Source organism: Runella aurantiaca (genome assembly GCF_003339505.1).
In the GTDB taxonomy this organism is placed as follows: domain Bacteria; phylum Bacteroidota; class Bacteroidia; order Cytophagales; family Spirosomataceae; genus Runella; species Runella aurantiaca.
In genome coordinates this window covers 1-25,755 of record NZ_QPIW01000041.1, presented here as the reverse complement: position 1 = coordinate 25,755, position 25,755 = coordinate 1, and the positions used below count along the sequence as shown (strand labels likewise).

Here is a 25,755-nt window from a genome sequence, read left to right as displayed (position 1 = left end):
TAAAATATCAATTAATGAGTCATTCCGACAAGACCTTCATTCATTTACCATACAAGCGCTGACTTTGTAAATTTTCCCGTCTGTTTTTGTGAAAATATACAATTCACCGTTTAGCCCCTCTCCCAATCGAGCGTCGGGTTTGGCATGGCCCGTAAGTTCTCGTAAAGTTGTCAACTTCTCATCAAGCATAAGCTCCAATTCTTGAATGGTGGTCTGCTGTCCGATGCGTAATTGATTATTTTCTACGTAGAAAATACGACCATTGGCAATGTCACCGAAAACATACTTGCCTTTAAGCGACGGTATGCTGTTTGAAGTATACACAAATCCCCCCGAAATGGCATTGCCTTCGTCGTGGTCGTATTGAGCTACTGGATAGGTGTACTTGGTCGGAGGCTCATTTTTGGGTAACTGATACACCAAGTTCATTTTTCCGCGTGCGTTCATTACAAAAGTACCTTCCCGTTCGGGCCATCCGTAATCGGCTCCTGGGTGGCCAATATTAACTTCTTCAATCTGGGTCTGGCCAATATCGGTAATCAACATTTTTCCATCTGGCGTCCAAATAATGCGATTGGGATTTCTAAAACCACGACAATACACTTCTCCAACCGCGTCTTTCACTTTAACAAATGGATTTGACGCAGGAATACCGTAGCGCCCGTTTTTACTATTTTTCCCTAGTGGATTGATGCGTAATACGGAGCTCCAAACGTGCGTTTTATCATTGCACAAAAAAGCGAAACCATTTTCCGTAGCGCCGCCATCCCCCACTCCAATGTACAATAAACCATAGTCAGCACTCCCCGCTTTGGCCAAAGGATTGAATGTTATTTCCTGCACTCCGTGGATGGGTGAAACCATATTTACCCGCATCAACTCACGACCTTTGCCCGAAAAAGACCTTGCATTAGGATTCTCCATTTTCCATTCTCGTAGTACCCATTGTAAGGTTACTTTTATGGAATCGGCGTAGCCAAAATCGGGCGTGGCAGCTTTTCCTTTTTCGGTATGCGTAGTGTAAAAAAGCCCATTACGGTAGAAATCAGGATGAAAAGCAAAGTTTCCAAATCCCGTTGCCAATCCCGGAGCGTGAATAAATTCAGGAATTTCTTTGGCAATGTCCATAAACTCTACAAGTTGATTATCAATCATTTCGTAGAGTTTTCCCCGCAAATCCACAATAAATAAACGGTCTTTTGCTCCCGCTAATTTCAACATCTTATTGATTCTGGCCAAGGGCAATTTTGCCGCTGTGGGGGGAGCGATCGCTATGTAATCTAATTTTAAACGTAACCCTGATTTTTCAATTTTTTGGGGAACTGGATTGCTCACAGGCGTTCCTAAATGACTCGAAACAGAAGCGGTAGTTTCGGTTTTTCGTTTAGAATGAATAAACGACATAATTGCCTTAATGTCGGCTTCTGGTAATGTGGTAAAGGCTGGCATTACCTGCTTATATTCATCAAAAAGCATAGACGCACGGGCATCACCGCTACTGATCATCTCAGGAGCATTTTGGATAAACTTTTTTAGCCATTCAGAAGGTACTACGGTTGTTATGGCCGAAAGTTCGGGGCCGATGCCCTTCTGCAAAAAGTTATGACACGCAGAACAGTTGTTTTCAAATAAAGTCTGTCCTTTGGCAACTATTTTCTTATCCGTTGAATATTCGTCTTCAACTAATCTCTTTTGGGTGGTTTTCGAGGTTGTTTTATTTCCCCCTGCGTAGGAGGTCACGCCCAATAATGCGGTAAAAATTGATATAAAAATGAGCACTCTTGTCGTAAGAATCGATGATGTAAAAGTGTTAGGGTTGGTAATTTTCATTGGATAATAAAAATAGTTGATTGAAGTATGGATAAAAAGGAGCATTTCTTATGAAAGAAGATTTAGCCAAAAATCTCCCGAAAACGATTGCAAGATATTATTGGCCGCGTACAAGAATGCTTGACATCATGCCTTACATAGCTTCGAAAAAACAAAAAAGCTCTCTCGTTTAGGGAGAAAGCCTTCGGTAGATGAATGTAAAAATGAGTAGTTATGGTTTTAGATGAGTTGTTTCAGTTTCTCAGCCCATTCAATCAATTTATCAATATCTTTCGTTTTAACATCCGACGATGTTTTGACTTTCTCAAATGCTTTGGCCAGCATTTTTTTGGTTGCTTCTAGTTCTGTTTTTGGCTTATTTTTTACGAATAGCGCGGGTTCTTTTTCAGTAAGTATACCCTCAAGTTTCTCCGTTGTGTCAATGAGTTCAGTTTCTTGTGTCTTGGCTAATTTTTGAATATCAGCTTTACCAATCTTGATTTCACCGCTTAAAACCGCATTTTTAAGGTCATTGTCTAGCTTATCAAGCCCTGCGGCAAATTCGGCATCCCTTAATATTGTATTTCTACCAACTTTATATTCTTTGGCTAACTTTTCAGAGGTTGAAAGTGAATTTTTATCATAAGTTCCATTTTGGGAATTATGCTTTTCTCCGTCATTTTCACCATAAGTCCCACTCTGGGACTTATGGTCATTTCGGTCGTATTTTCCTTTTTCAGTCTTCTCTAAATTATACCTAAGTCCCCTAAAATAGGACATTTGTTGGGGGCTTAGGTTTCGGCGGCCCAACTGCAAATCAATCATGTAATCTTTTACCTCTTTAAGAGACAAAAAGGGCATTAACTGAACGTTGAAATTAATGTTTCGGGCGGTACAAATACGATAGCGATTGTGCCCATCTACTAGTATATAGGCAGGAGCGTTGGGGGTGAGAGAAGCATCGTTAACTACGCCTTGGGTAGTTTCCCATAACAGTAGCGCGTCTTTGCAGCCGTTTTTGATGATATTTTGTTCCAGCTGATTGAGTTCATCCTCGGTAGGAGAGGGGATGAAACTGCGAAGCTCCTCCAGAATCTGAATGTTTTGTTTTATCTGTTCAGAAGTGATGTAGCTGTTATTGAGTGCCTGTTTGGTTTTTTCGCCAATGGCGTTTTTGATGTTGAGCTTAGCCATGGGGATATTATTTTACAATTTGCAGGTAATCAATAAACTCATCACAAAAATCACGGTAATTTTTCGCAGCCTCGGAGTTATCCGCAAATTTGGCAATGGGTCGTTGTAAAATTTGTGATTTCTGAAAGTCAACCAAGTGTTTGATTTCGGTTCTAAAGACCCGAATCGGCACGTTCTCTTTGACATTTTCTTTGATTCCGTCATGAACACTGTTTTTCTTCACCATTGTAAACACAATGCCATCAACCTTCAATTCCGAGTTGAGGTTCGTCTTCACCTCCATAACGCGCTGGAGAAGCGAATTAAGGCCCTTTACGGCCGACATTTCGGGTAACAGAGTAATCAAACAGCTGTTTGAGGCATTCATGGCTGAAATCGTAAGTTTATTTAGGGAAGGGGGGCAATCAATTAGCACGTATTCAAATTCAGTGAGTAGAGGTTGAAGTTTGTTTTTTAGACGTAAATCTCCTCCAACACTTAAAATGAGTTGAATCTCGGCATCGGCAAGCTCAATATCCGAGGGTGACAGATAAAGATTCTCCGATATTTCAATGATGGGCAGTGGTTGAGCATGATTTAGCAGCGCATGGGCTACCTGTACTTCGGGATTTTCTACCCCAAGAATTTGACTGAGATTACCTTGTGGGTCTAAGTCGATAAGCAGAACTTTAAAACCACGTTTTGCTAAAGCTTCTCCCAAGGACGATGTTGTGGTGGTTTTGCCTACTCCGCCTTTGTGATTAATGATAGATATGACTCGGGCTTTTTCGTATAGAGAAGATGAATAGCCGTATTTGGTTAATATGGGAAAAAGGGCGGTCAGATGTTTTTCCGCTAGATTGCGAGAACCCGCCAATGCTTGGGCAATGGTTCCCTTGGGAATTCCTGCTTCTTTTTCCAATGCCGATACGGTGAGAGCGGGGTTGTGCTTTAAAAAATTTTCTACTTCTTTTTGACTTATCATACGATTGTCGATTTTGTCATTCTTTTTTTACAAAAATACATAAAAAAAGAATGATTAGTAAAAGTATTTTGACAAACCACTTCTAAAAAGTAGTACAAGGTTTTTGATGTAGGGCCCAATACAGAATGTGGAATTGAAAAGGAGGGGAAGGAAGTGAAAAAGCAATGAACTAATTTTTTAGTTGACACCCAAACCCATTTTTGAAAGGAGTGATTCTTGTTTTTTGTTTTGTTTTTTCTGGTCCCATTTCTGTTTTTCCCTAGAAGAAAATTGCATTGATTTTGATTTAAAAATTGGTTATAACTTTTATTTAGAAATTGATGATTAAAATATTGATGATTTAAGGGGCTTGTAACGAGCTGATTATAAGATGGTTACGGGGTCGAATTCTGTCAAAATGTAGTCGAATTCTGTCAAAATGTAGTCGAATTCTGTCAAAATGTAGTCGAACTCTGTCAAAATGTAGTCGAACTCTGTCAAAATGTAGTAATCTATTCTGTCAAAATGTAGTCGAATTCTGTCAAAATGTAGTCGAACTCTGTCACTAAAAATGTCTGACAGAAATAGTTGACAGAATTAGAAGTCATTGATTTCTTAGTTGTGTTCTTTGAGTAAAAGATTTTAAATTTTAGGAGTGAAAAGTGATATTTTTTATTTTTTTTAAGAAGTTGTTGGATGTGTGTTTAAAAAAATGGGTCACCCTAAATTCTGCCTCTTCTGAAAAATTCTAATTCTGTCAAAATGTAGTCGAAAAACAAACTTAAATTTATGTAAGTGTCTGATTATTAGTGTTTTGTGACATAGAATGGTTTTGTATAGTTGGATTTTGGCCTAAAAAGTATAAAAAATGAAAGTTTTATGCGGGGATTAGTTCGCTAAAATGCGCTTTACAGTGAATAGAACGCGTTTTTAAGAGCTTGGCTGACTATGTTTTAGTTCTAATTCTGTCAAAATGTAGCCCAATTCTGTCAAAAAAATACAAATTCTGACACAGTTTTGTTTTGACAGAAAAGATTTTTACCTTAGCTTCCAGATAGTAAAAAAGCAGTCTGTTTGGCCAAAAGAATGAAATTAAAGCACTACAATCGACAGCCTAATGGGGCAATCATGACTCGTCAAAACTTTTCACTATTGGAAAAGCGCGTTTTTTACATCGTGATGAACCAAATAACGGAAACGGATGCCGAACTAAAGCAGAATAAATATTTCAAAATACCCGCAAAACTCATTACCAACAATTATCGTCAGATGCTTGCAATGACGCAATCATTGATGCGAAATTGTCAGATTTGGCTTCGTAATGATGAAGAAAAGGAATTCAGCGCCTACAATGTTTTTTCATCCGCCAAGTACAGTGCCAAGGAAGGTGTGTTTGAAATCGGAGTTTCGTACGAAGTGCTTCCTCACATTGCAAAAATCAAAAGTGGCTACACCGAATACGAGTTAGCGATTGCTTTGTCGCTCAACAAAACGTATTCCCAGCGATTGTACGAGATTCTTTCCCGCTGGAAAAATTTTAACGGTGGGGCTTGGTCTGAAATCGCGGTGGATGACCTGAGAGAGTTGATTTCGGCCACCGAAGAAACCTACGATGATTTTGGGCAATTTAAGCGGCGAGTGCTAGACCCAAGTCAGGAAGAAATCTCCGCCAAAACTGACCTCGCGTTTTCTTACCAAATCCACAAAACAGGCCGCAAAGTCACCCATATCTCTTTTTTGATTGTGACGCAAGAATCAAAAGCATTGGCCGAGTTGCAGGAAATACGGGATGAATTGGGGCAAATGTCGATGGACGACCGATGGAAATATTTTCAGGAACGGCTTCAGGCGTATGATTTTACCAAATCGCAGCAAAATAAAATTGTTCAAGACGAAGAAATTGCCAACCGATTTATCAACGCCGATATTGAAATACAAGCTGGCAAGCGCAGTCCCAATAATCCAACCGCCTACATGGCCGTGGTGCTGGGATTTAGTGAAAGCGGTAGGGTAAAAAAGACAAAGTTAGGTTAGTAGGAATGCTAAAACACAAGATTTTTGCGATTGCTCTCTTTCAGATGGTTACCTACTAAATATAGTACATAACCATCTGAAAAAGAGTGTTTTTAATCAAATTCAACAACGGCTTTTATCACGCGTTCTTCGGGCGAATATAGTTTTGTAAAGGTTTCGTGCAGTGTGTCAAAGGTTAATCGGTGGGTGATGTACCCGTCAATGTTAACCAATCCTGCTTTTAATAAGCGAATCAGTTTTGTAAAATCTGTTGCCACAGCGTTTCTGGAAGATTTAAGGGTAATTTCTTTGCGGTGAAAAAGCGGGTCGTGAAAAACTACGTCACCGATAAAAAGGCCGATGTATACAATCGTTCCTCCCTGAGCCACGTATTCAAAACACTTTTGCATCGATTCTTTGTTGCCAGTGGCATCCAAAATCACCGTTGGTAAATCACCATTTAACAGTTCTTTAAGCGAATTTTCAACAGCGTCATTGAGTTTGATGCAGGAGACCGACGGAAACTTTTCGGTGATGTAGTCCAATCGGTTTTGGTTTATATCCAGCACCAGCACTTTGGCGGCTTTGAGTAAAGCCATCGCCACCGTTCCAATACCAATGGGGCCTGCCCCCACAACGAGTACAATATCATCGGGTTGGATGTCGGCGCGTTCGACAGCATGACTGCCAATGGCCAAAGGCTCAATCATGGCGATTTGGTCGAGAGCGAGTTCATTGGCAGGAAAAACCTGCTGAGCTGGATAGCTGATGTATTCTTGCATGGCACCATCTTCATGAACCCCCAAAACACTCAGCGTGCTGCCGCAATTGGTTTTGCCGCGTCGTACGGCCTGGTCTATTTCCTTATTGCGGTAAGGCATCACGGCACACCTATCGCCGATTTTTAAGTGAGAAACATTTTCTCCCAACGCAATCACCTCGGCGGCGATTTCGTGCCCCAAAATTCTCGGATACGAAAAAAAAGGCTGGTTGCCTTTGTAGGCGTGGAGGTCGGTACCGCAAACCCCCAAACGTTTCATTTTCAGCAAAACATCGTTTGGTGCAGGAGGTTGGGGGGCTTCTAATTCAATCTTTTTGAGAACTTCGGGTTGTTCTAAAACAATTGCTTGCATACGTTATGAATGATAAACCGAAAGACCCTAAAAGGGCCTATCAGGGTTTGAAAAATGAATTTTGATTTTGGGTGTTTGGATTAGGGGCTTTAAATCTGCTGTAAATTACGGGCATTTTATTTATTTCAACAGCCTGTGATGAGTTCCTTTTTGTGAAATGATTATTGGCTAAACAATCCTGATTGGCGATAAAAATTACTTCAATAATTCTTAAATTGGTTAGAAGTAGGTAACTAATCCCTTTTCCAACTAAAAATCCGAAAGAATGAACCCACGTAAAATGAAAAACTTCGCTTCTTTATCCCTTCTGTTGCTGGTGTTTAATGTAAGTTTTGGGCAGCAGGCCCCTAATACCCTCTCCAAAAATGAGAAAAAACAAGGGGTGAAACTACTCTGGGATGGGCAAACTACCAACGGGTGGAGAGGTGCGGCTTTGGATAAATTTCCCGAAAAAGGATGGAAAATAAGCGATGGCGTCTTGAGCGTGGAGCCTTCTGAAGGTAAAGGCGGCGACATTGTGACTACCGAAGCGTTCAGTAATTTCGAGTTAAGCATAGATTTTAAGCTCACCGAACGCGGCAACAGCGGAATTAAATACTTCGTTGACCCCAATCTGCCCAAGTCTGGGTTGGGGCTTGAATTTCAGCTATTGGATGATGACAAACACCCCGATGCCAAAATGGGGCGCGATGGAAACCGTACCATTGCATCACTCTATGACATGATTCCTGCGGCTAAAGATAAACCCGTTAGAAAAATAGGGGAGTGGAATACGGCAAAAATTGTGTCGAAAGGGAATCATACCGAGCACTGGCTCAACGGTGTTAAAGTGCTTGAATATGAGCGCAACAGCGATGAATACCGTCGGTTGATTGCGATGAGCAAATACAAAGATTTGCCTAATTTCGGTACGGGCGAGCGGGGTAGAATTTTGCTGCAATACCACGGCGATCAGGCGTTTTTTAGAAATATCAAAATACGTCCTTTGTAACATACCAAGCCGTAATAAAAAGGCGATAATTCCTCTTAACATTTAGGCATTGACTAACAGAAGATATGAACAAGTTAATGAATTCTACCCGACGTGATTTTCTCCAATCAACTTCTGGGCTGCTGGGTTTAGCCTTTGCGGGCTTTTCATTTGAGGTCAAAAAAACAAACCCTCTTTTTTCGTTTTCGACTTTGGGGTGTCCCAAATGGTCTTTTGATACCATTCTTAACTTCGCGGCGGAGCATAAATACAAAGGGATTGAAATTCGGGGAATTCTTAACGAAATGGATTTAACGAAGTGTCCAGAGTTTAGCAACGCGACTCAAATCAAAGAATCGTTGAAAAAAGCAAATGACAAAGGGATAAAAATAGTGGGTTTGGGAGCATCTGCCAATATGCACATTGCTGATCCAGTTCTTCGTAAAACCAACCTTGACGAAGCCAAACGTTTCATTGATTTGGCCCAGCAATTAAACTGCCCCAACGTACGCGTATTTCCCAACGACTTGCCCAAAGAACAGGATAGAGACAAAACCATTGAGTTGATTATCAATGGCTTGTTGGAGCTTGGTAAATATGCAGAAGGAAAAAATGTGAATGTATTGCTTGAATCTCACGGTAAAGTGGTCGGCAAAGAAATTTTATCTCAAATCATGCAGGCGGCCAAACACCCACAGATTGGGCTTATTTGGGACGTGGTCAATATGTGGACGGTTACGAAAGAAACGCCGACCGAAGTACATGATAAATTGAAACAATACATCCGTCACGTGCACATTAAAGATGTTAAGATAGTAGACGAAAAATTGCACTATGTCAGGATTGGGCAAGGAGAAGCCCCGTTAGCGGAAGCGATAACGGCGTTGGAAAAAAATGGTTACAAAGGTTATTACAGCTTTGAATGGGAAAAACGCTGGCATCCAGAAATTGAAGAACCCGAAGCGGTTTTCCCAGACTATCCCAAAGCAATGAAAAAATATTTTTAGCCGTCAAAAACGCCCCAGAAATTGAATTGGGGTTGATTAAGTAAAACAGATAACCCATCTCTGTTCACCATGAATAGTGCCCCTGATTATCAAGCCCAAAAGATTTCAACGTCCATCATAATCGACGGAAACGTGACCAAGGATGTTTGGAAAAATGCCCAATGGAGCAAAAGATTGGTGGATATGGTGACGGGTGTCCCAGGAATGTACAACACCCAAACGGCGGTTCTTTGGAACGAGACCCATTTGTACATTGCCTTTGTAGCCGAGGAGCCTTTTGTGGAGGCTTACCAAACCCAGCGAGATAGTATTGTTTTTTTGGAAAATGACTTAGAAGTGTTTATCGACGGCGGCGATTGTTATTATGAGTTGGAAATCAACGCCGCAAACACCATTTACGAAGTATTTTTTATTTGGAAAGACGCCTACACCAAAGGCAGCAAATTTGATACTCCGTCCTTTGATGTCCACCAGCCACAGGCGTACACCTTTGGCGGTGATTATGATCGGAGCGGGGCTTCGTTTTGGAAAGGGACGAACCCGCGTGGGATTCGCTGGGCGTTTACCAATTTTGACCTGCCAGGATTGGAAACGTCGGTGTACATTGACGGAACATTGAACGATAACTCCGACGTTGACAAAGGCTGGAGTTTGGAGATTTCTATTCCTTGGAGCAGTTTGCATCTCTTGGCCAATGGGCGTTCTCTTCCTCCCACCAACGGGGATATTTGGAGGATGTTTTTGGGAAGATTTCAAAAATTGATGGTCGGGGGAAAAGAAGTGCAGCCCCACCCCGCCATGTCACTCACCTCGCATGGTATTTATGATACCCATTTACCCGAAAAATGGAGCCGAATTGCGTTTGTAGAATAGAAGTTTTTGGTAAAATAGGCTCTTAAAAGCCCTTTTGATATTGCTTATTGATATTAATGGGTTAACTCAATAAATCTTCTGCGATTGGTCAATCCAGTGGGTTTAGTACGAGTCACCTCCTATTTTGTTGAGTTTGTTTTCCATCGTTTTTATCCAAATTATCAGATTATTCAAACACTTCTACGGATGAAAATCAAATTTATCACCACCATTTTCCTTTGTTTATTTTTATTTTCAATTGTTTCATGGGCCCAAACCGATTGGAAAAAGCTTACCACCGTAGAAGAAGTATGTGCGGTCTATCCCGAACAAATTAACTTTATTTTTCAAAACCTGAATTTAGAATATCCAGGGTTAGAAGAGGTAAAAAAAGCCTATGTTTCAAATAATTTACCTTTGGCAGGCCGCCATTTGTTGGCGTATTATGCCAAATCGAAACGGGTACTTCCAAGCCAAAAACTACCCCTTAAATCACTGAAAACGAGGGCTGATGCCGACTCCATCGTGAAGGATGTTTTTACTTTTCAAGAGGTAAAGGGTAAGACACCCCGCCTACCCGACGGACATTTGAAATGGGCGCATACTGGCCCCGAAAATGATTTGGAATGGGCGTGGGCGCTCAACCGCCATTACCCCATACGGGACGTGATTGAGGCATATTTTGAAACGGGCAACCTTCAGTATCTGCAATATGTAGATTCATTTGTAAAAAGTTGGGTGATTAGTAGTTGGCCTTATCCTGCCAAAAACAGCCGAACAGCCATGTGGCGTGGTCTAGAAGTGAGCTTTCGGGAAAAAGTATGGGAAAAAGTTTTTTATGGATTATGGAATACGGAGCAAATCAGCCCCGCCACTCAATTGTTGATACTCAGCAGCTTGCCCCATCATGCGCACTACGCCCGAAATTTTCATGCGCAGGGAAATTGGCTCACCATGGAAATGTCGGGCCTTGCGGTAGTGGCAACGGCGTGGCCGGAGTGGAAAGAATCACCTTCGTGGCTCGACTACTCCATCAAAGCCATGACCGCAAGCATGAAAGAACAAGTGTATCCTGATGGTACCCAAACGGAATTATCCTCAAGTTATCATTATGTAGCGCTTTTGAATTTTAGTCAGTTTGCCGAAACCTGTCAAAAAGCGGGGGTGATGCTTTCTGAATATTACAACAAAACCTTGCAGGATATGTGGAACTACCTTGCCATGACAATCCGACCTGATGGTTTTGGGATATTGAACAACGATTCGGACTTGAACAATAATCGACAAAATGTACAAGCTGCAGCCCAAAAATACGAGCGTTATGATTGGACATACGTCGTATCAAACGGTGCCCAAGGGACAAAGCCCAACGCCGCGCCTTCGGTATTTTTCCCTTGGGCGGGGCAGTTGATTTCCCGCAGTGGGTACGGCGAAAAAGCGCATTGGTCGTTTTTGGACGTGGGCCCCTGGGGAAGCGGCCATCAGCACAATGACAAGCTACATTTATCAGTAGTAGCCTACGGCCGCGATTTGTTGGTGGATGCGGGTAGATTTGCGTATACGGGAAGCGTAGCGCAGAAATTTAGAAAATATGCCTTGGGTAGCCAAGGGCACAACTTGGTTTTGGTGGATGGAAAAGGGCAGGCCGCAGGCCCCAAAGTGACAACTGAACCTACCCCTGAAAACCATTTTTTTGTCGGAAAAGACCACGATTATGGCTCTGGAAAGATGAGCGCATTTGCCGATTTAGTGGGTACGTTTGAACATACCCGCTCGGTGGTGTACCTACGAGATAAGTTTTGGGTGGTAGCCGACCAATTGAAAACGGACCGCCCCCGCACCATCGAAACCCTTTGGCATTGGCACCCTGATTGCACCGTTGAAATTGATGCCAATGGAAATATGTTCACAAAAAACGACTACGGTAATCTTCAAATAATCCCTGTTGATACGCAAGGGTGGCAGATGACTTTGGTAAAAGGACAGGAAAGCCCCACGATTCAGGGGTGGTATAGCCGAGTTTACAATGCGTATGTGCCAAATCCTACGGGCATTTATTCGCGTAAATTACCCGCCGATGACACTTTCGTCTGGATTTTATGGCCTTCTGAGGGTAAAGGGCCCAAGTTAAAAACCTCGATTTTATCAAAAACCAACGACCATGTCATGGTGAAAATCACCGAATCTGGCAAAGGTTCGTGGGTGGTGCGCGTTCCGTTTTTGGACCGCAATGGCGTCGTGATAAAATCAGAAAAAGAGTAAGTGCTTTCGACAAAAAACAGAATAGTAATGAGAAACCTCGTCGTATTGTGTTTCATGATAAGCACTGGGCTGATGGCGCAAGGCGTAAATACTTGCCGGGCCGAACTTAAAAATGATACGTTGATTGTTGAAAATCAATTAATTGAGCGAAAATATTTTTGGAATGGAGGAAACCTGATAACCTGCTCTTTGACCGACAAAACCAGTGGAAAGGTATGGAAAACGACCACAAAAAAAGCAGATTTGGACTTTCCAGGACAATCTGAAGTAGGTGAAAAAGCCCAGTTTTCTGTCAAAATAGTCCCTGAAAATGCCGTAGCACCTGCACATTTGGAAGCTGAAATTACCTATACGTTGGATAGGTTAGAGATAAAACGTGTGTTGCGGTTGTATCCCAACTGCGCGGTCATTGCCTGTGATTTGTACTATCGAGGCTCTACGATTGCGTTTTGGCTGCAACCCGGCATTAATTTGGCCGATATGGTTAATCTCGAACAGCTCATCTCCAACAACACCGTCACCAATGCGCCGGTCATTGAAAAACTAGAACTTCCCGGCAAACATTGGCAACTCAGTACCGTTGAGTTTTCGGACATCACCGACCGCTTCAATAATCTCGTCCATAAGGAAGAATCTATTTCGTACCGCCCAAATCTGTACCGGGGCAATTTACTTTTTGCCCACGACAAAGTGAGCGATGAAGGGATATTTATCCTAAAAGAAGCGCCTACTTCCAATGTTCAGTTGGCGTATCCGGGGGGTGATTTTCTTACTGAATTTGGCACATTCCGGGTCATTGGGGCGGGGCTAAATCCCACAGATTTGCACCCAACCGAATGGCGGCGCGGCTATGGATATGTCACGGGTGTTTACTCGGGCGACGAGTTAAACCGCTACAAAGCCCTGCGTTTGTACCAACGTAATCTTCGTACGCACAAGCTGGGGCGGGATGAAATGGTGCTGATGAATACTTGGGGAGATCGGGGGCAAGATACGCGGGTTCGGGAACAATTTGCGTTGGCAGAATTGGAAGCAGGGGCTAAGTTAGGCATTACCCATTTTCAGTTGGATGACGGCTGGCAATCGGGGCGCTCTTCCAATTCGGCGCTCAAAGGTGGCTCTTTAAACAATATTTGGGACAATAAAAATTACTGGGAGCCTCATCCTGAAAAGTTTCCCAACGGGCTTACGCCCGTTCTAAAAAGAGCCAAAGAGCTGGAAATTGAAGTGTGCCTGTGGTTCAATCCAAGTAAAGACAACAGCAATCAATACTGGGAAAAAGACGCCGATGCGCTGATTGGGTTGTATCAAAAATACGGAATTCGGACTTTCAAAATCGACGGGGTAAACTTGCCCGATAAATTGGCCGAGGTAAATTTTAGGAAGTTTTTGGATAAAGTAAGCCTCAATACAAATCATAACGTAGTGTTTAACCTTGACGTGACGGCGGCGCGGCGCGGTGGGTATCATTATTTTAATGAATACGGGAATATCTTTCTCGAAAATCGCTATACCGATTGGACCAACTATTATCCCTATACAACCCTACGTAATTTATGGATGCTTTCTAAATACGTTCCCGCGCAAAACCTCCAAATCGAGTTTTTGAATAAATGGCGAAACGTTGATAAATATCCAACGAATGACCCTTTTGCTCCCAAAAATTATTCGTTCGATTACCTATTTGCCATCACGATGTTTGCGCAGCCGCTGGCGTGGTTTGAAGGTACAGGCTTGCCAGAAGAAGCCTTCGCTACGGGAAAACTAATCAAGACATACCTTCAGCATAACACTAAAATTCACGCAGGGCAAATCTTTCCAATCGGCAACGAACCCAACGGAAAGCAATGGACAGGTTTTCAGTCTATTGGAAATGTAAAAGAAGGTTATATCTTAGTGTTTAGGGAAGACAATGGAGCCGTAAAATCGTCGGTAAAAACGTGGTTTTCGGCGGGCCAACGCGTCACTTTTACAGCGGTGGCGGGTAGCGGAAAATCGTTTGAGGGACAAGTTCTCTACGGGGGTTATGTTGAATTTGAATTGCCTCTCAAAAATAGTTTTGCTTTATACAAGTACGTGGTAAAATGAAAGAGAATCTTTCAGAGCGCTGGTATAAATGTGCTGATAAAGGAAGTTTGAAAAACAATAAAGGATTTTTTGGGAGAGATTCTAAAACTTTTGCCTTTGCATGATGTTTATTGCTGGGGTCATTATCCGAAATATTATCTCAATTGAGGTTGAATGAGAGAATGAAATTGCACTATAGTACTGTAAATGAGATGATTGTAAGGCTAAGATTTAAAAAACAGTATAACATTCTAAAAAGCTATGAGACAATATGTTACTTTATTCCTCTTGTTTTTTAGCTTCATTATAAAAACCAATTCTCAGGAGGTCTTGATTGTAGCCGACGAAATTCCTGCTATGCAGGTGTTGGCAAAATCATTGAAAGTACAGGAGGGAATTACGACCAAAATTGTTTTTCAAACCAGCTTGCCGCGCTCATTGGAAAGCTTTAGGGCGGTGATTGTGTACATTCACAAAGACCTAGATTCGGGACCAGAAAAAGCGTTTATTCAATACGCAAAAAATGGCGGTAAACTTATCATCCTTCACCATTCTATCAGCTCGGCAAAACGAAAAAACAACGAATGGTTTACCTTTTTAGGCGTAGATTTACCAAAAAAAGAAGCGGGGGAGGGCGCTTACAAATTCGTTGGCGACATTGCAATGGAGGTGGTCAATCTGGCGCCCAATCATTTTATTACTACCCATAAAATCACCTACGATACTCAAATCCTTTACACCTCCGAAGGTCAGGCACAAGAGAATACACTACCAGGGTTTGTTTTGCAAAATACCGAAGCTTTTCTAAACCATAATTTTCAAACCCCGCGCACGGTTTTAATGGGTTTTAAAATGAAAGATACCACGGGCAAAGTATGGATGCAAGACCGCTCGGCGTGGTGTATGCCCGTAGAAAAAGGCTGGGTTTTTTACAGTCAACCGGGGCATTCTTACACCGATTTTGAAAACCAAATTTATACCCGCATCATTGCCAATGCCGTGATTTATAAGCTGTAATGGGTGGTGGAAATTAAAGTAAAATTGCTTCAATTCTATTCACTAAACGCCGCTCGATACGAAGTGGGGTTCTGATTTTTAAGCATTTTGAAGGCGCGGTTGAAATTAGAAAGATTATGAAACCCGCAGTCGAAGGCGATTTGCTGAATGCTTTTTTTGTTTTCAATCAACATCCGACAGGCATAACCGATGCGTACTTCAGTCAGGAATTGAACGTAGGTTTTTTGGGTGCGGTTTTTGAAATACCGACAAAAATTAGCCACCGACATATGCGCTAGGGCGGCGGCTTCTTCAATCAAAATTTTGCGATTAAACTGGGAAAGCGTAAACTCATACACACGGTTGATGGTATCAGTATCAAACCTATGATATGAATCAAGAAAACCTTCGCTGCTCAAAAAGGCCACTTCTTCCGATTCGGCCAAGGCTTCGAGAATGTTTAAAAATAACCCTATTCGCTGTATTCCGCTGGGATTCTCTACGAGTTGCGCCATCAACGCACCTACTTTTTCCTTCGTTTTTCCCATCACTCTCAGCCCCCTTTTTGCTTTTTCAAACAGGCGGCGGATGTTCTCCATTTCCTTTAATTTTAGAAAATCTAGGCCAAAACAATCGGGCAGAAACTGAACCACCCGGGCTTTGGCCCGTAGGGTTGAATCGGGCAAAAAATAGTTGTTGTCGTTTTTCCAAACGTGAGGTAAATTGCTCCCCACAAAGGTTAAATCGCCTTCTTCAAATTCCTCGATACTATCACCCACAAACCGCGTTCCTCGACTTTCAAGTATATGATTTAACTCAAATTCGGGATGGAAATGCCATTTCTCGTACAAAAAAGGAAGATTATCAATTCGAGCAATGAACGAATAATCGGCCGAAGGATTTACTTTTCGAAGAATTGCCTGCATAAAACTGTATGATATAATTGTATTATTAAATCAATGTAGATGTAAAATTGCTATTATTTCACCGGAAGTAAATAATATTTCACAACTAATGTATTCACTAATCTCTTTTCTTTGCATACGATTATTCAACTTAAGCGGGAGTTTGTTTTTACAAAAAATATCCCGATTTTAACTTAAAGGAATCCCTTACCAATCAACCAAAAAACTGACCATGAAGCTGTATCCAACGTCGCAGGGCATTGTCATCGAAGCTGACGCAAATTACTACCTTTCGCCCCAAAAAGACTGGGACGCTTATATTAATCGCGACGATTTATTTGACGCCATTACGGCCGAAATCAGTACCCTTTCTGCCGATGCGTCGTTGGCTGAAACTCTCAAAATGGACATTTTGCCCCCCATTCGCCAACAGGAAGTCTGGGCTTCTGGGGTTACGTACATGAAAAGCCGCGAAGCGCGCATGGAAGAGTCCAAAGATGCGGGTGGCGGTGATTTTTACGCCCGAGTTTACGACGCCGACCGGCCGGAGCTTTTTTTCAAAGCTACCGCTGCCCGAACCGTCGGAACTGGCGCAGAAGTACTGATTAGACGTGATTCAAAATGGAATGTTCCTGAGCCTGAATTGACACTTTTTGCCACTTCGAATGGTAAAATTGTGGGTTATACCTGTGGCAATGACATGAGCTCGCGCGACATCGAAGGCGAAAACCCATTGTATTTGCCCCAAGCCAAAAGCTACGATGGTGCCGCAGCCATTGGGCCGTGTTTGTACGTACCGGCCCAACCCATCAACCCAGACGCCCAAATTAACATTGCCATAGTACGAAACGGAACCAACGTTTTTGAAGGAAATATTTCTATCAATCGCATGAAACGTACTCATACTGAACTGATTGGTTATTTATTCCGTGAGACCTCTTTTCCGTATGGGGTGTTCTTGATGACGGGTACAGGCTTGGTTCCACCCAACGAATTTACGTTGAACGTGGGTGACGAAGTCAGAATAACCATTGAACATATTGGGACTTTGGTCAACAAAGTCTCACAAAAACCACTTTAAGATGATTTTAGAAGGAAAACAATTGATTGGGTTTGCCGTTTCGGCCGAAGGCGGAAGCGTATTTCAAGCCCCAAATCCCACGACGGGCGAAACGCTTCCTACCCAATACCATAAGGCCACCAAAGCAGAATTGGAGTTGGCGGCCCAAAAAGCCTACGACGCTTTTAAAGTTTACCGTAAAAAATCAGGCGTTGAAAAAGCCTTGTTTCTCGAAACCATTGCCGAAGAAATTGAAAATATCGGTGACGCTTTGGTAGAAATTGCTACCTCCGAAACGGGTTTACCCGCGGGGCGTATTCAAGGCGAGCGCGGTCGCACCACGGGGCAGTTGCGCTTGTTTGCGCAATTATTGCGGGAGGGTTCGTGGGTAAACGCCCGCATCGAAACCGCCATTCCTGACCGTCAACCATTGCCAAAAGTTGATTTGCGTATGATGCAGCGTCCTTTAGGCCCAGTGGGCGTATTTGGCGCGAGCAATTTCCCGTTGGCCTTTTCGGTAGCGGGCGGAGATACTGCTTCCGCGTTGGCGGCGGGGTGTCCCGTGATTGTCAAAGCACACTCGGCGCATCCGGGCACTTCTGAATTGGTCGGCAAAGCCATTCAGCAGGCGGCGATTAAATCAGGTATGCCCGACGGTGTTTTCTCGTTGTTGCACGGAAGCGGTACCGAAGTGGGCGCTGCTTTGGTACAACACCCTCATATTAAGGCCATTGGATTTACGGGTTCGTATCAAGGTGGCATGGCGTTGGTTCAATTGGCGGCCAATCGCCCCGAGCCGATTCCTGTTTATGCCGAGATGGGAAGTACGAACCCCGTGTTTATTTTACCCCAAATCATGAAAGAAAAAGGGGCACAGATTGCGCAGCAATTTGCCGCTTCGGTGACCTTGGGTGTGGGGCAGTTTTGCACCAATCCGGGCATGATTATTGCCAATAAAACAGAAGACTATCAGCCCTTTTTGGCGGATTTGGAAACCCAATTTCAAAATGTTTCGGGTGGGGTGATGCTCACGGGAGGAATCCAAAAGGCTTATACACAAGGAATTGCAAAACACCTTGAAAATGAAAGTGTATCCATCGTTGCAAAGGGAGTAGAGGCAAATGGCTTTACGGCGGTTCAACCGATTTTGTTTAAAACCGACGCCAACGCCCTTGCCCAAGACCATACGCTTTCGGAAGAAATATTCGGTCCAACCAGCGTGTTGGTAGAAGCCGATAGCAAAGAAGAAATGTTGCGCATTGCCGAAACCATGGAAGGCCACCTCACGGCTACCGTTCATGGTACGCCCGAAGAATTGGCTGAGTATGCGGATTTAATCGATTTATTGGAACAAAAGGTGGGACGTTTACTCATCAACGGTTTCCCAACAGGCGTGGAAGTTTGCCACGCGATGATGCACGGTGGCCCGTTTCCCGCTTCTTCCGATTCTCGAAGTACTTCGGTCGGAACGGCTGCTATTTACCGTTTTACCCGTCCCGTCAGTTACCAGAATTTTCCTGAAAATCTGTTGCCTGATGAATTAAAAAATGCTAATCCTTTGGCTATCTGGCGTTTGGTAAACGGTGATTTTCAAAAAGCTTAAAATTTTAATAGGTTAAAAATGAGCAGTTAAAGGGCTTCTACATTGTAGAAGCCCTTACTTAACTTCCTCAAAATCATTCACTCAACTTTTTTTACAATGCACACCTATTTGAGTGTACATCCCAAAGACAACGTTTTAGTTGCGTTACAAAATCTGCCGAAAGGTACTAAAATTGATTTCAATGGTCGGTCGTTTGAATTGGTCATGGATATTCCAGCCAAGCATAAATTTGTGACCGAAGACTTGCCAACGGGCGGCCACGTGACCATGTACGGCGTGTTGGTAGGCAAAGCGACCCAGCCCATTCAAACGGGCGAGCAGGTCACTACCTTCAACCTTAAACATGATTCGGACGAATATTCGGTTAAGAAGCGCAAACCGCAGTTGGATTGGCATATTCCTGATGTTTCAAAGTGGGAAAACCGAACTTTCATGGGCTACTATCGGTCGGATGGACAAGTTGGGACGGCCAATTATTGGCTGGTATTACCTTTGGTTTTTTGCGAAAATCGGAATATCCTGAAGCTCAAAGACGCGTTTGACAAAGCCCTTGGCTATGCCTTCCCAGATATTTATCTCCAGCAAACGCAGGAATTGGTCCAACTTTTCAAGGCCAAAGGTTCGGATGGCTTAGGGGAATATACCCCTGGGTATACTTCAGAAAAACCAACGATTCAACCGCTTTTCCCTAATTTGGACGGGATTAAATTCTTGACGCACGAGTCGGGTTGTGGCGAAAACAACCAAGATTCGGCGCTGTTGGCGGCGTTGTTTGGGGCGTATGCCAACAATGCCAACGTAGCAGGAATTACGGTGTTGAGCTTGGGTTGTCAGAAAACGCAGTTTGAAGATTTAACGCAGGAAATCAAGAACCGCAATCCGCAGTTTGATAAACCCATTTTGTTTTACGAACAGCAATCCTACGGGACTGAATTCGAGATGCTTTCGGCGGCCATCAAGGGTACATTTCAGGGCTTGATTGAAGCCAATAAATCAGAAAGACAGCCCGCACCGCTTTCTAAACTCAACATCGGACTCAAATGCGGCGGCTCCGACGGCTTTTCGGGGATTTCGGCCAACCCCGTTTTAGGGCATTTGTCCGACATTGTTGTGGCGCTGGGCGGCAGAACTTATCTGGCCGAATTTCCTGAATTGTGCGGCGTGGAGCAGGAACTCATTGACCGTTGCGTGGATGAAGAAAAAGCTCAAAAATTTGAAACCCTCATGCGCGACTACGCCGCCAAAGCCGAAGCCGTAGGCGCAGGTTTTGACATGAACCCGTCGGCAGGAAACATCAAAGATGGCTTGATTACCGACGCCATCAAATCGGCAGGAGCAGCCAAAAAAGGCGGTACAGCGCCCATCGCCGACGTATTGAATTATACCGAAGTTTCAAAAGTGCCGGGTTTGCATTTGGTTTGTACGCCCGGTAACGACGTGCTGGCCACCACAGGACAGGCGGCTTCGGGCGCTACGATTACGTTGTTTACGACGGGATTGGGCACGCCTACTGGAAACCCCATTTGTCCAATGGTGAAGGTTGCAACCAACACAAAATTGGCCCAGAAAATGTCAGATATTATTGATTTTGACTGCGGACCGATTATCATCGGTGAGAAAACCATCGAACAAACCGCTGAAGATTTGTTGGATTATTGTATTGATTTGGCAAGCGGAAAATTCAAAACTAAAGCGCAACTGCTTGGCCAAGACGACTTTATGCCGTGGAAACGGGGCGTAAGTCTGTAAGATTTTCAATTATTAACTTTCAAAAAGAGGCTGCTTTGAATATTCGAAGCAGCCTCTTTTTTTATCTCATCAAACTACGCTATAACCTAAAAAATCCTTGCGAAAATTCAAATTCGAAATCCAAATTTTGCACGCAGTTTGCGCCTAATCGGCCCATGGCATCTGAACACATGGCCCCGTAGCCGTTGCCACCCGTGCAAATGTATTGTTCACGCCCGATTTGGGCAATCAGCGGGCGGCGCGATTGGGTGTATTCAATGATGCAGTGTTTGATTTGAAACGATAAGAAATCAATCGTTGGACATAAATCAATTGCCATTTGTTTTAACACCTCAAATTGTTCGGGTAACGGCTCTCGGCAAAACCAGTTTTTTATGTCCTCCAAATTTGTTAAAAAACGGTCGTCGTTCAAGTTTGCACCGAGTTTTAAATAGTATTTTCCATCGGGATAAAGTACGGGTTGGATGCCGTAAATTTCGTCGTAAGTATCTGTTTTGCAGGTGTATAATATGGAAGGCATCTGCCGTAATTCTTCGGCTTGTTTTTTTGAAACCTCGGCCAAAATGATGGTTTCTGTTTTTATTTCTAACGGAACGGGAGGCGTGTTGAACTGAAAAAAAGGATGAAAAACGCCCGTGGCGTACAGCACTTTTTTCGCCCGAAAGATTTGCGCTTTTCCCGTGGTTATTTCATAAAAATCGGTTTTGTCAATAACGGTTTCTACCACATCGTCGACCCATTTTCCGCCCGCTTTGGCAAAAATAGCCAACTGGGCTTCAATCAATAAACGCGGATTCAAATGCCCCGACAATGCTTTTTCAAAGTATGCAACCGACGGTTTTTGAAACGAAAAGTAGGGAAAAAGCTGTTCAAGTTGAGCTTCATTCAAGACCTGAAAATCGTTCTCTTCTTTTGCTAATAGTTGATAATCAATGGCTTTATTGTAATGGTCGTCGGGCAGTAGGTCGCTTACGTAAAGGCATCCTTCATTGCCGAAAAAGTTGATGCCTGATTGGTCAACGATGGATTTAAACGCCGCTTGGGTTTGGGCGTTTAGCTTACTCCAATCTTTGGTTTTGCCGATTTTTCGGGTTACTCTTCCTGAGTCATAGTGGCTCGAAAACACCTTTGCCTTCTTAAAATCACTTGGTTGTGGTTCTGCGGGCCCAATCAAAAGCGTTTTTAAACCGTCCGTTTGCAGGTACTTCGCAGCTGGACAACCAAACAAACCGCGTCCAATCACAATCACATCGTATAGTTCTGCCATAGCATTTATTAAGTAATCAAGTAAAAGAAATCGGATGTTTTTCCAAAATGGAAATGCAAGTGCGCTTGGTTGCTTACAACCCAACCCAATGCGGGTCAAACACATTGAAATTTATGCCCAAACGCTTAAAAACCGCCCAATAAAGCAGCAAAATAAGCCCTTTTGACCAAAGATGTGAAACTAGTTTTGTTGGAAAATAACGAAGACGAATTAAAACGAGAAGCCAGCGCGGAGGGTTAATCGGTTAAAATCCTCGGTTTTTTCAATGTTTAACTGTGTTACTGACGACCGTTGAAACCGATAGCCTGCCCCGATGACAAAACCTGTATTGTTGGTAAATAATATTTTTAAGCCAATGCCCCCCGCAAAGGTAGTGCCACCACCAAAGCGGAGATTGTCGACGTCGTTAGAGGTAGCATTGAAACCGTAGCCACTTTCCAGAAAATAGAAAGGTATTTTATCGCCAGTGTTGCTAAAATCTCCCCGGAGGCTGAGAACAACTGGCACAAAAGTTTGGACGGCGTACAAATCCGCGCCAATCCCCAAGCCAGTGTAAAACCACTGATTAAACTTGTAACCGTTGGTGGTTTGAAATGAAAATGCCGAAGTAGTGACGCCATTGGAGGCGCGGTTGCTCATCGCCAGCGGGCCGAGTTCAGTGTAGTGCACAAAGCCTTTTTCTTTGTACTTGATATTTGGGTTGGGCGATTTTAAAGGGATTGCTTTTTCAATTTCAGAAGGCTGAAAAACCCATTGGCTTTGGTCGTAGGTTTCAATTCTATAAACGGGGCTTTCTTGCAACACTTTGCCGCGAATGATAGAGCCATTTTTGAGGTAAAGGCTCACATTTTTGGGAGATTGTCCAAACGTTAACGTGCTGTAAAAGAGAATTATAACGAAAAATTTTTTTTGAGGAAAAGGCTTCATTGCAATAACAGAATTAAAGGGGTCTTAATTATCCAGCCAGACTTTAAACTCTGGACTTCTTTCTTTGCTGACGTAGGTTTCTTGTTCAAAAGTGGGTTTGAGATAGACCTGAAGGCGGCTGTTGAGGAGGGTTTTTACTTTTTGTACGGCGTCAATTCCAACAATTAATTTTCGGTTGATTCTAAAAAACAACTGTGGGTCAAGGATTTCTTCCAAACTCTCCAAATTATAATCAATCAGGTACTTTCGGCCTTCGTTGGTGACCAAGTAAACCACCTTGTCGTCGGCAAAAAAATACGCTACTTCGTTGATGTTTTTAAACTGAATGGTATCACCAAACTTAACCAAAAATCGATTCTTATATTTTTTACTCAGGGATTGTATAGTTTGCTTAATACGCTGAATATCAAAGGAAGAAATGCTTTTTCGGTCTTGCATCAGGGTGTGATACTTGGCGAGGGCATTGTTTAATTCGTGTTTATCAATGGGTTTTAATAAATAGTCAATGCTGTTGATTTTGAAGGCTTGCAAGGTGTATTGGTCATAGGCGGTCGTAAAAATAACGGGGCTTTTGACCGATACGTGCTCAAACAGATTGAAGCACAAACCATCCGATAAGTGAATATCGAGCAGCATCAAATCGGGTTCGGGGTTGTGTCGAAGCCAGGCGGCGGCATCTTCGACCGACTCTAGCGTTTCAACCACCTCAATGGAAGGGTCAAATTCGTTGAGCAGTTGTGAAGCTCTCTTAGCAGAAAGTGCTTCATCTTCTAAAATCAATACTTTCATGGCTTGTCAATGGCTAAAAGTGGAAAGAAGCTAGTCAATACGTTCAATTTCGGACGAAAAAACGGTTTTTTTGAGGCGTATCAGCGGAATCGTGACGCTGAATTGTTCGTTGGTTTCCTCAATGAGAATGCCTTTTTGCCCCAAAAATTCGTAACGTTTTGAAATGTTGCTCAATCCCAATTTTGTGGATTCTTCTTCATCAACTATTTTCCGTTGCAAATTGTTTTTGACGGTCACCGAAGCGCCGTCGGCGCTGAAGATGTCAATGTGCAATGGTTTACTCTTAGCAATTACGTTGTGTTTGATGGCGTTTTCAACCAGCATTTGCAGCGACACTGGTACGATGTACGCCGAAAGGCCCGAAGGTGAAATTTGAATATTAATTACTAAGCCCGTTTGAAAACGGGTTTTGAGTAAATAAAGATACGATTCGATAAAATTGAGCTCTTCACTCAATTCGATAATTTCCTTTTCATGGCTCTTCAACAAGTACCGGTACACCCTTGAAAACTGCCGCACAAACTCCACGGAAGCATTGGCGTCGGTCGGAATTAAAGCACTTAAAACGCTCAGATTATTAAATAGAAAGTGGGGATTAACTTGGTTTTTCAGGGATTGAAGTTGGGCTTGAGTGCTGATTTTTTTGTAGTTCTCAACTTCCTTGTAGCTGTGTTCGAGTTGAAGATGGTATAAATAAATGATGTGTATAGTGTTCAGAAAGAGATTGATACGAAAACAAACCATCAGAAAAAGCTTCATCGATAATACCCAATCCTGCCAACGGGAAGAAACGGTCAAATAACAGACGATTCCGCCCAACACAAGGGTGATGAAAGATGTAATGAGAATACTGCCCGTAAAATTGTAGGCGATTCTTTTCCAGAATTCTTTGATATTTTTCTCGGAAATGTAATTGTCCCACAGGCGGTTTCCTTCCCAAATTCCGATGACTACCAAGACAAAAAGGGCTAAAATTACTGACTTTGGGGTGCTAATCGGATAATGGTCAAATGCCTCTACTAAAAGCGTATTCAGAAATGAATATAGCCCTAGCAAAATCATGTAAACAAACCGATTGCGAATGGAAAACATAGCAGTTAAAAGGGATTTTGGAATTAAAAAAAGGGCAAACCCCGTTTGATAAAGAAACGAAGCCTGCCCGTTGGTTATTCCTTTGATTAGGGGAGCAATACCTTATCAATTACGTGGACAACTCCGTTGGTAGCCAGAATGTTTGCCGCTGTAATGTTGGAAGCACCGCTGGTTTTGCCTACCACTTTAGCGCCACCCGCAAGGTTAAACGTAACTTTACCCGTAGGGTTGGCGGTAGAGACCTCTCCTGAAACGTTTGGCAAATCGGTTGAGAAAACGCGGCCTGGTACGACGTGATAAAGCAAAACATTGGTCAAAAGGGCTTTGTTGGCAGGATCCAATAAAGCTGACTTAGGCGTAGTCTTGTACAGTTCAGTAAATGCAGCGTTGGTTGGCGCAAAAACCGTCAGGCCGTTGGCCGAAGCTGATGCAAGAGCCGTAGCTACTGCGGGGTCGGCGGCCAAAACAAGCGATACCAACTCTGTAAAATTGCTATTGCCCTGTGCCACCTGCACCAACGATTGCGTAGGGGGGACAATCACGTTGTCAATCACGTGGATTACCCCGTTGGATGCACTTACGTCGGTAGCAATCACTTTGATGTTGCCATTGATAAACACACCGTCGGCATTCTTTGAGAGATAAATGTCGTTGTTTGTATTCACGGTTTTTACCGCACCGCTTTTTACATCAGCCGCTTTTACGTTGCCACTTAGTACGTGAGCGGTCAAGATGGGTGTGAGAGCCTCTTTGGTCAAACCGTCCAGGCTGGTGATACCCGCCTTGGTAAAAGCAGCGTTATTTGGCGCAAAAACCGTGAAAGGGCCAGTTCCCTGCAAAGTAGTCACCAATTCTGCCTTGGATAAGGCACCAACAAGGGTGGAGAACTGCGGGTCGGCCGAGGCTACGCCAGCGATGTTGCCGAGTGCTGGGGTTGACGGAGCGTCGTCGTCATCGTTGCAAGCCGTAAATGAAAGCGCCAGCACTGCCGCTGCGAGGTAGATTTTGAGGGTGTTACTTTTGAGGGTAGTTTTCATGATTGGATGATATTTAACGTTTGAAAAATGGTTGATTAACTGCCTAAAAAAGTCTCGTAACACCCAAATCGTTTTTTTTT

General features: G+C 43.2%; 20 protein-coding genes. 10 read left to right on the top strand and 10 right to left on the bottom strand.

Annotated features, from left to right (window positions below; all coding sequences use genetic code 11):
• Nucleotides 1-36: 36 nt before the first annotated feature.
• The 3 genes from DVG78_RS28275 to DVG78_RS28265 all read right to left on the bottom strand — a co-directional run bounded on the left by DVG78_RS28275 (nucleotide 37) and on the right by DVG78_RS28265 (nucleotide 3,967).
• Nucleotides 37-1,830 carry a PQQ-dependent sugar dehydrogenase gene (locus tag DVG78_RS28275; protein WP_114464402.1) on the bottom strand — a complete coding sequence of 598 codons (1,794 nt, stop codon included), beginning with the start codon at nucleotides 1,828-1,830 and terminating at the stop codon, nucleotides 37-39.
• A gap of 219 nt (nucleotides 1,831-2,049) precedes the next feature.
• Complete coding sequence (locus DVG78_RS28270) at nucleotides 2,050-3,003, bottom strand: ParB N-terminal domain-containing protein (RefSeq protein WP_114464373.1); 954 nt, start codon at nucleotides 3,001-3,003, stop codon at nucleotides 2,050-2,052.
• A 7-nt stretch (nucleotides 3,004-3,010) separates the two neighbouring features.
• Entirely contained in the window at nucleotides 3,011-3,967 is a 957-nt protein-coding gene (locus tag DVG78_RS28265) for a ParA family protein (RefSeq protein WP_114464372.1), read from the bottom strand.
• Nucleotides 3,968-5,032: 1,065 nt separating this feature from the next.
• Between DVG78_RS28265 and DVG78_RS28260 the strand changes: the two genes are divergently transcribed.
• Nucleotides 5,033-5,980 (top strand): replication initiation protein, encoded by a 948-nt coding sequence (locus tag DVG78_RS28260; protein WP_114464401.1) that lies wholly within the window; start codon nucleotides 5,033-5,035, stop codon nucleotides 5,978-5,980.
• A 92-nt stretch (nucleotides 5,981-6,072) separates the two neighbouring features.
• Here DVG78_RS28260 and DVG78_RS28255 read toward each other — a convergent pair whose 3' ends face one another.
• A complete protein-coding gene (locus DVG78_RS28255; RefSeq protein ID WP_114464371.1) occupies nucleotides 6,073-7,092 on the bottom strand; it encodes a zinc-binding alcohol dehydrogenase family protein in 1,020 nt (339 codons plus the stop codon).
• 265 nt (nucleotides 7,093-7,357) lie between these two features.
• Between DVG78_RS28255 and DVG78_RS28250 the strand changes: the two genes are divergently transcribed.
• The 6 genes from DVG78_RS28250 (at nucleotide 7,358) to DVG78_RS28225 (ending at nucleotide 15,267) form a co-directional block, all read left to right on the top strand.
• The gene (locus DVG78_RS28250) at nucleotides 7,358-8,083 is read left to right on the top strand and encodes a 3-keto-disaccharide hydrolase (RefSeq protein ID WP_229598340.1); all 726 of its coding nucleotides are present in this window, start codon (nucleotides 7,358-7,360) and stop codon (nucleotides 8,081-8,083) included.
• A 65-nt stretch (nucleotides 8,084-8,148) separates the two neighbouring features.
• Nucleotides 8,149-9,069, top strand: a complete 921-nt coding sequence (locus tag DVG78_RS28245) for a sugar phosphate isomerase/epimerase family protein (RefSeq protein WP_114464370.1) — start codon at nucleotides 8,149-8,151, stop codon at nucleotides 9,067-9,069.
• Between the two features lie 69 nt (nucleotides 9,070-9,138).
• Nucleotides 9,139-9,942, top strand: coding sequence for a carbohydrate-binding family 9-like protein (locus tag DVG78_RS28240; protein ID WP_114464369.1), 804 nt, complete (start codon nucleotides 9,139-9,141; stop codon nucleotides 9,940-9,942).
• A gap of 186 nt (nucleotides 9,943-10,128) precedes the next feature.
• Nucleotides 10,129-12,183 (top strand): alginate lyase family protein, encoded by a 2,055-nt coding sequence (locus tag DVG78_RS28235; RefSeq protein WP_114464368.1) that lies wholly within the window; start codon nucleotides 10,129-10,131, stop codon nucleotides 12,181-12,183.
• Nucleotides 12,184-12,210: 27 nt separating this feature from the next.
• Entirely contained in the window at nucleotides 12,211-14,271 is a 2,061-nt protein-coding gene (locus DVG78_RS28230) for an alpha-galactosidase (protein WP_114464367.1), read from the top strand.
• Between the two features lie 240 nt (nucleotides 14,272-14,511).
• Complete coding sequence (locus tag DVG78_RS28225) at nucleotides 14,512-15,267, top strand: ThuA domain-containing protein (protein ID WP_114464366.1); 756 nt, start codon at nucleotides 14,512-14,514, stop codon at nucleotides 15,265-15,267.
• A gap of 35 nt (nucleotides 15,268-15,302) precedes the next feature.
• Here the strand turns inward: DVG78_RS28225 and DVG78_RS28220 are convergent, their stop codons facing one another.
• The gene (locus tag DVG78_RS28220) at nucleotides 15,303-16,172 is read right to left on the bottom strand and encodes an AraC family transcriptional regulator (RefSeq protein ID WP_114464365.1); all 870 of its coding nucleotides are present in this window, start codon (nucleotides 16,170-16,172) and stop codon (nucleotides 15,303-15,305) included.
• Nucleotides 16,173-16,383: 211 nt separating this feature from the next.
• On the opposite strand from DVG78_RS28220, the gene DVG78_RS28215 reads away from it, so the two are divergent.
• The 3 genes from DVG78_RS28215 (at nucleotide 16,384) to DVG78_RS28205 (ending at nucleotide 20,563) form a co-directional block, all read left to right on the top strand.
• A complete protein-coding gene (locus tag DVG78_RS28215) occupies nucleotides 16,384-17,232 on the top strand; it encodes a fumarylacetoacetate hydrolase family protein (RefSeq protein ID WP_114464364.1) in 849 nt (282 codons plus the stop codon).
• 1 nt (nucleotide 17,233) lies between these two features.
• Nucleotides 17,234-18,814, top strand: a complete 1,581-nt coding sequence (locus tag DVG78_RS28210; protein WP_114464363.1) for an aldehyde dehydrogenase (NADP(+)) — start codon at nucleotides 17,234-17,236, stop codon at nucleotides 18,812-18,814.
• A 96-nt stretch (nucleotides 18,815-18,910) separates the two neighbouring features.
• Nucleotides 18,911-20,563: a UxaA family hydrolase gene (locus DVG78_RS28205; protein ID WP_114464362.1), complete on the top strand. Its 1,653-nt coding sequence runs from the start codon at nucleotides 18,911-18,913 to the stop codon at nucleotides 20,561-20,563.
• A gap of 79 nt (nucleotides 20,564-20,642) precedes the next feature.
• Here the strand turns inward: DVG78_RS28205 and DVG78_RS28200 are convergent, their stop codons facing one another.
• The 5 genes from DVG78_RS28200 to DVG78_RS28180 all read right to left on the bottom strand — a co-directional run bounded on the left by DVG78_RS28200 (nucleotide 20,643) and on the right by DVG78_RS28180 (nucleotide 25,675).
• Nucleotides 20,643-21,830: an NAD(P)/FAD-dependent oxidoreductase gene (locus tag DVG78_RS28200; protein ID WP_114464361.1), complete on the bottom strand. Its 1,188-nt coding sequence runs from the start codon at nucleotides 21,828-21,830 to the stop codon at nucleotides 20,643-20,645.
• A 210-nt stretch (nucleotides 21,831-22,040) separates the two neighbouring features.
• Entirely contained in the window at nucleotides 22,041-22,676 is a 636-nt protein-coding gene (locus DVG78_RS28195) for a hypothetical protein (protein WP_229598339.1), read from the bottom strand.
• Nucleotides 22,677-22,781: 105 nt separating this feature from the next.
• Nucleotides 22,782-23,546: a LytR/AlgR family response regulator transcription factor gene (locus DVG78_RS28190; RefSeq protein WP_114464359.1), complete on the bottom strand. Its 765-nt coding sequence runs from the start codon at nucleotides 23,544-23,546 to the stop codon at nucleotides 22,782-22,784.
• 30 nt (nucleotides 23,547-23,576) lie between these two features.
• On the bottom strand, nucleotides 23,577-24,638 hold the full coding sequence (locus tag DVG78_RS28185) for a sensor histidine kinase (protein ID WP_114464358.1): 1,062 nt from the start codon (nucleotides 24,636-24,638) through the stop codon (nucleotides 23,577-23,579).
• Between the two features lie 86 nt (nucleotides 24,639-24,724).
• Nucleotides 24,725-25,675: a fasciclin domain-containing protein gene (locus DVG78_RS28180; RefSeq protein ID WP_114464399.1), complete on the bottom strand. Its 951-nt coding sequence runs from the start codon at nucleotides 25,673-25,675 to the stop codon at nucleotides 24,725-24,727.
• Between the last annotated feature and the right edge of the window lie 80 nt (nucleotides 25,676-25,755).

What these genes read in the sequence shown, in the direction of transcription:
- DVG78_RS28275 (WP_114464402.1), bottom strand. Translation starts at nt 1,830, where the DNA reads ATGAAAATTACCAACCCTAACACTTTTACATCATCGATTCTTACGACA.
- DVG78_RS28270 (WP_114464373.1), bottom strand. Translation starts at nt 3,003, where the DNA reads ATGGCTAAGCTCAACATCAAAAACGCCATTGGCGAAAAAACCAAACAG.
- DVG78_RS28265 (WP_114464372.1), bottom strand. Translation starts at nt 3,967, where the DNA reads ATGATAAGTCAAAAAGAAGTAGAAAATTTTTTAAAGCACAACCCCGCT.
- DVG78_RS28260 (WP_114464401.1), top strand. Translation starts at nt 5,033, where the DNA reads ATGAAATTAAAGCACTACAATCGACAGCCTAATGGGGCAATCATGACT.
- DVG78_RS28255 (WP_114464371.1), bottom strand. Translation starts at nt 7,092, where the DNA reads ATGCAAGCAATTGTTTTAGAACAACCCGAAGTTCTCAAAAAGATTGAA.
- DVG78_RS28250 (WP_229598340.1), top strand. Translation starts at nt 7,358, where the DNA reads ATGAACCCACGTAAAATGAAAAACTTCGCTTCTTTATCCCTTCTGTTG.
- DVG78_RS28245 (WP_114464370.1), top strand. Translation starts at nt 8,149, where the DNA reads ATGAACAAGTTAATGAATTCTACCCGACGTGATTTTCTCCAATCAACT.
- DVG78_RS28240 (WP_114464369.1), top strand. Translation starts at nt 9,139, where the DNA reads ATGAATAGTGCCCCTGATTATCAAGCCCAAAAGATTTCAACGTCCATC.
- DVG78_RS28235 (WP_114464368.1), top strand. Translation starts at nt 10,129, where the DNA reads ATGAAAATCAAATTTATCACCACCATTTTCCTTTGTTTATTTTTATTT.
- DVG78_RS28230 (WP_114464367.1), top strand. Translation starts at nt 12,211, where the DNA reads ATGAGAAACCTCGTCGTATTGTGTTTCATGATAAGCACTGGGCTGATG.
- DVG78_RS28225 (WP_114464366.1), top strand. Translation starts at nt 14,512, where the DNA reads ATGAGACAATATGTTACTTTATTCCTCTTGTTTTTTAGCTTCATTATA.
- DVG78_RS28220 (WP_114464365.1), bottom strand. Translation starts at nt 16,172, where the DNA reads ATGCAGGCAATTCTTCGAAAAGTAAATCCTTCGGCCGATTATTCGTTC.
- DVG78_RS28215 (WP_114464364.1), top strand. Translation starts at nt 16,384, where the DNA reads ATGAAGCTGTATCCAACGTCGCAGGGCATTGTCATCGAAGCTGACGCA.
- DVG78_RS28210 (WP_114464363.1), top strand. Translation starts at nt 17,234, where the DNA reads ATGATTTTAGAAGGAAAACAATTGATTGGGTTTGCCGTTTCGGCCGAA.
- DVG78_RS28205 (WP_114464362.1), top strand. Translation starts at nt 18,911, where the DNA reads ATGCACACCTATTTGAGTGTACATCCCAAAGACAACGTTTTAGTTGCG.
- DVG78_RS28200 (WP_114464361.1), bottom strand. Translation starts at nt 21,830, where the DNA reads ATGGCAGAACTATACGATGTGATTGTGATTGGACGCGGTTTGTTTGGT.
- DVG78_RS28190 (WP_114464359.1), bottom strand. Translation starts at nt 23,546, where the DNA reads ATGAAAGTATTGATTTTAGAAGATGAAGCACTTTCTGCTAAGAGAGCT.
- DVG78_RS28185 (WP_114464358.1), bottom strand. Translation starts at nt 24,638, where the DNA reads ATGTTTTCCATTCGCAATCGGTTTGTTTACATGATTTTGCTAGGGCTA.
- DVG78_RS28180 (WP_114464399.1), bottom strand. Translation starts at nt 25,675, where the DNA reads ATGAAAACTACCCTCAAAAGTAACACCCTCAAAATCTACCTCGCAGCG.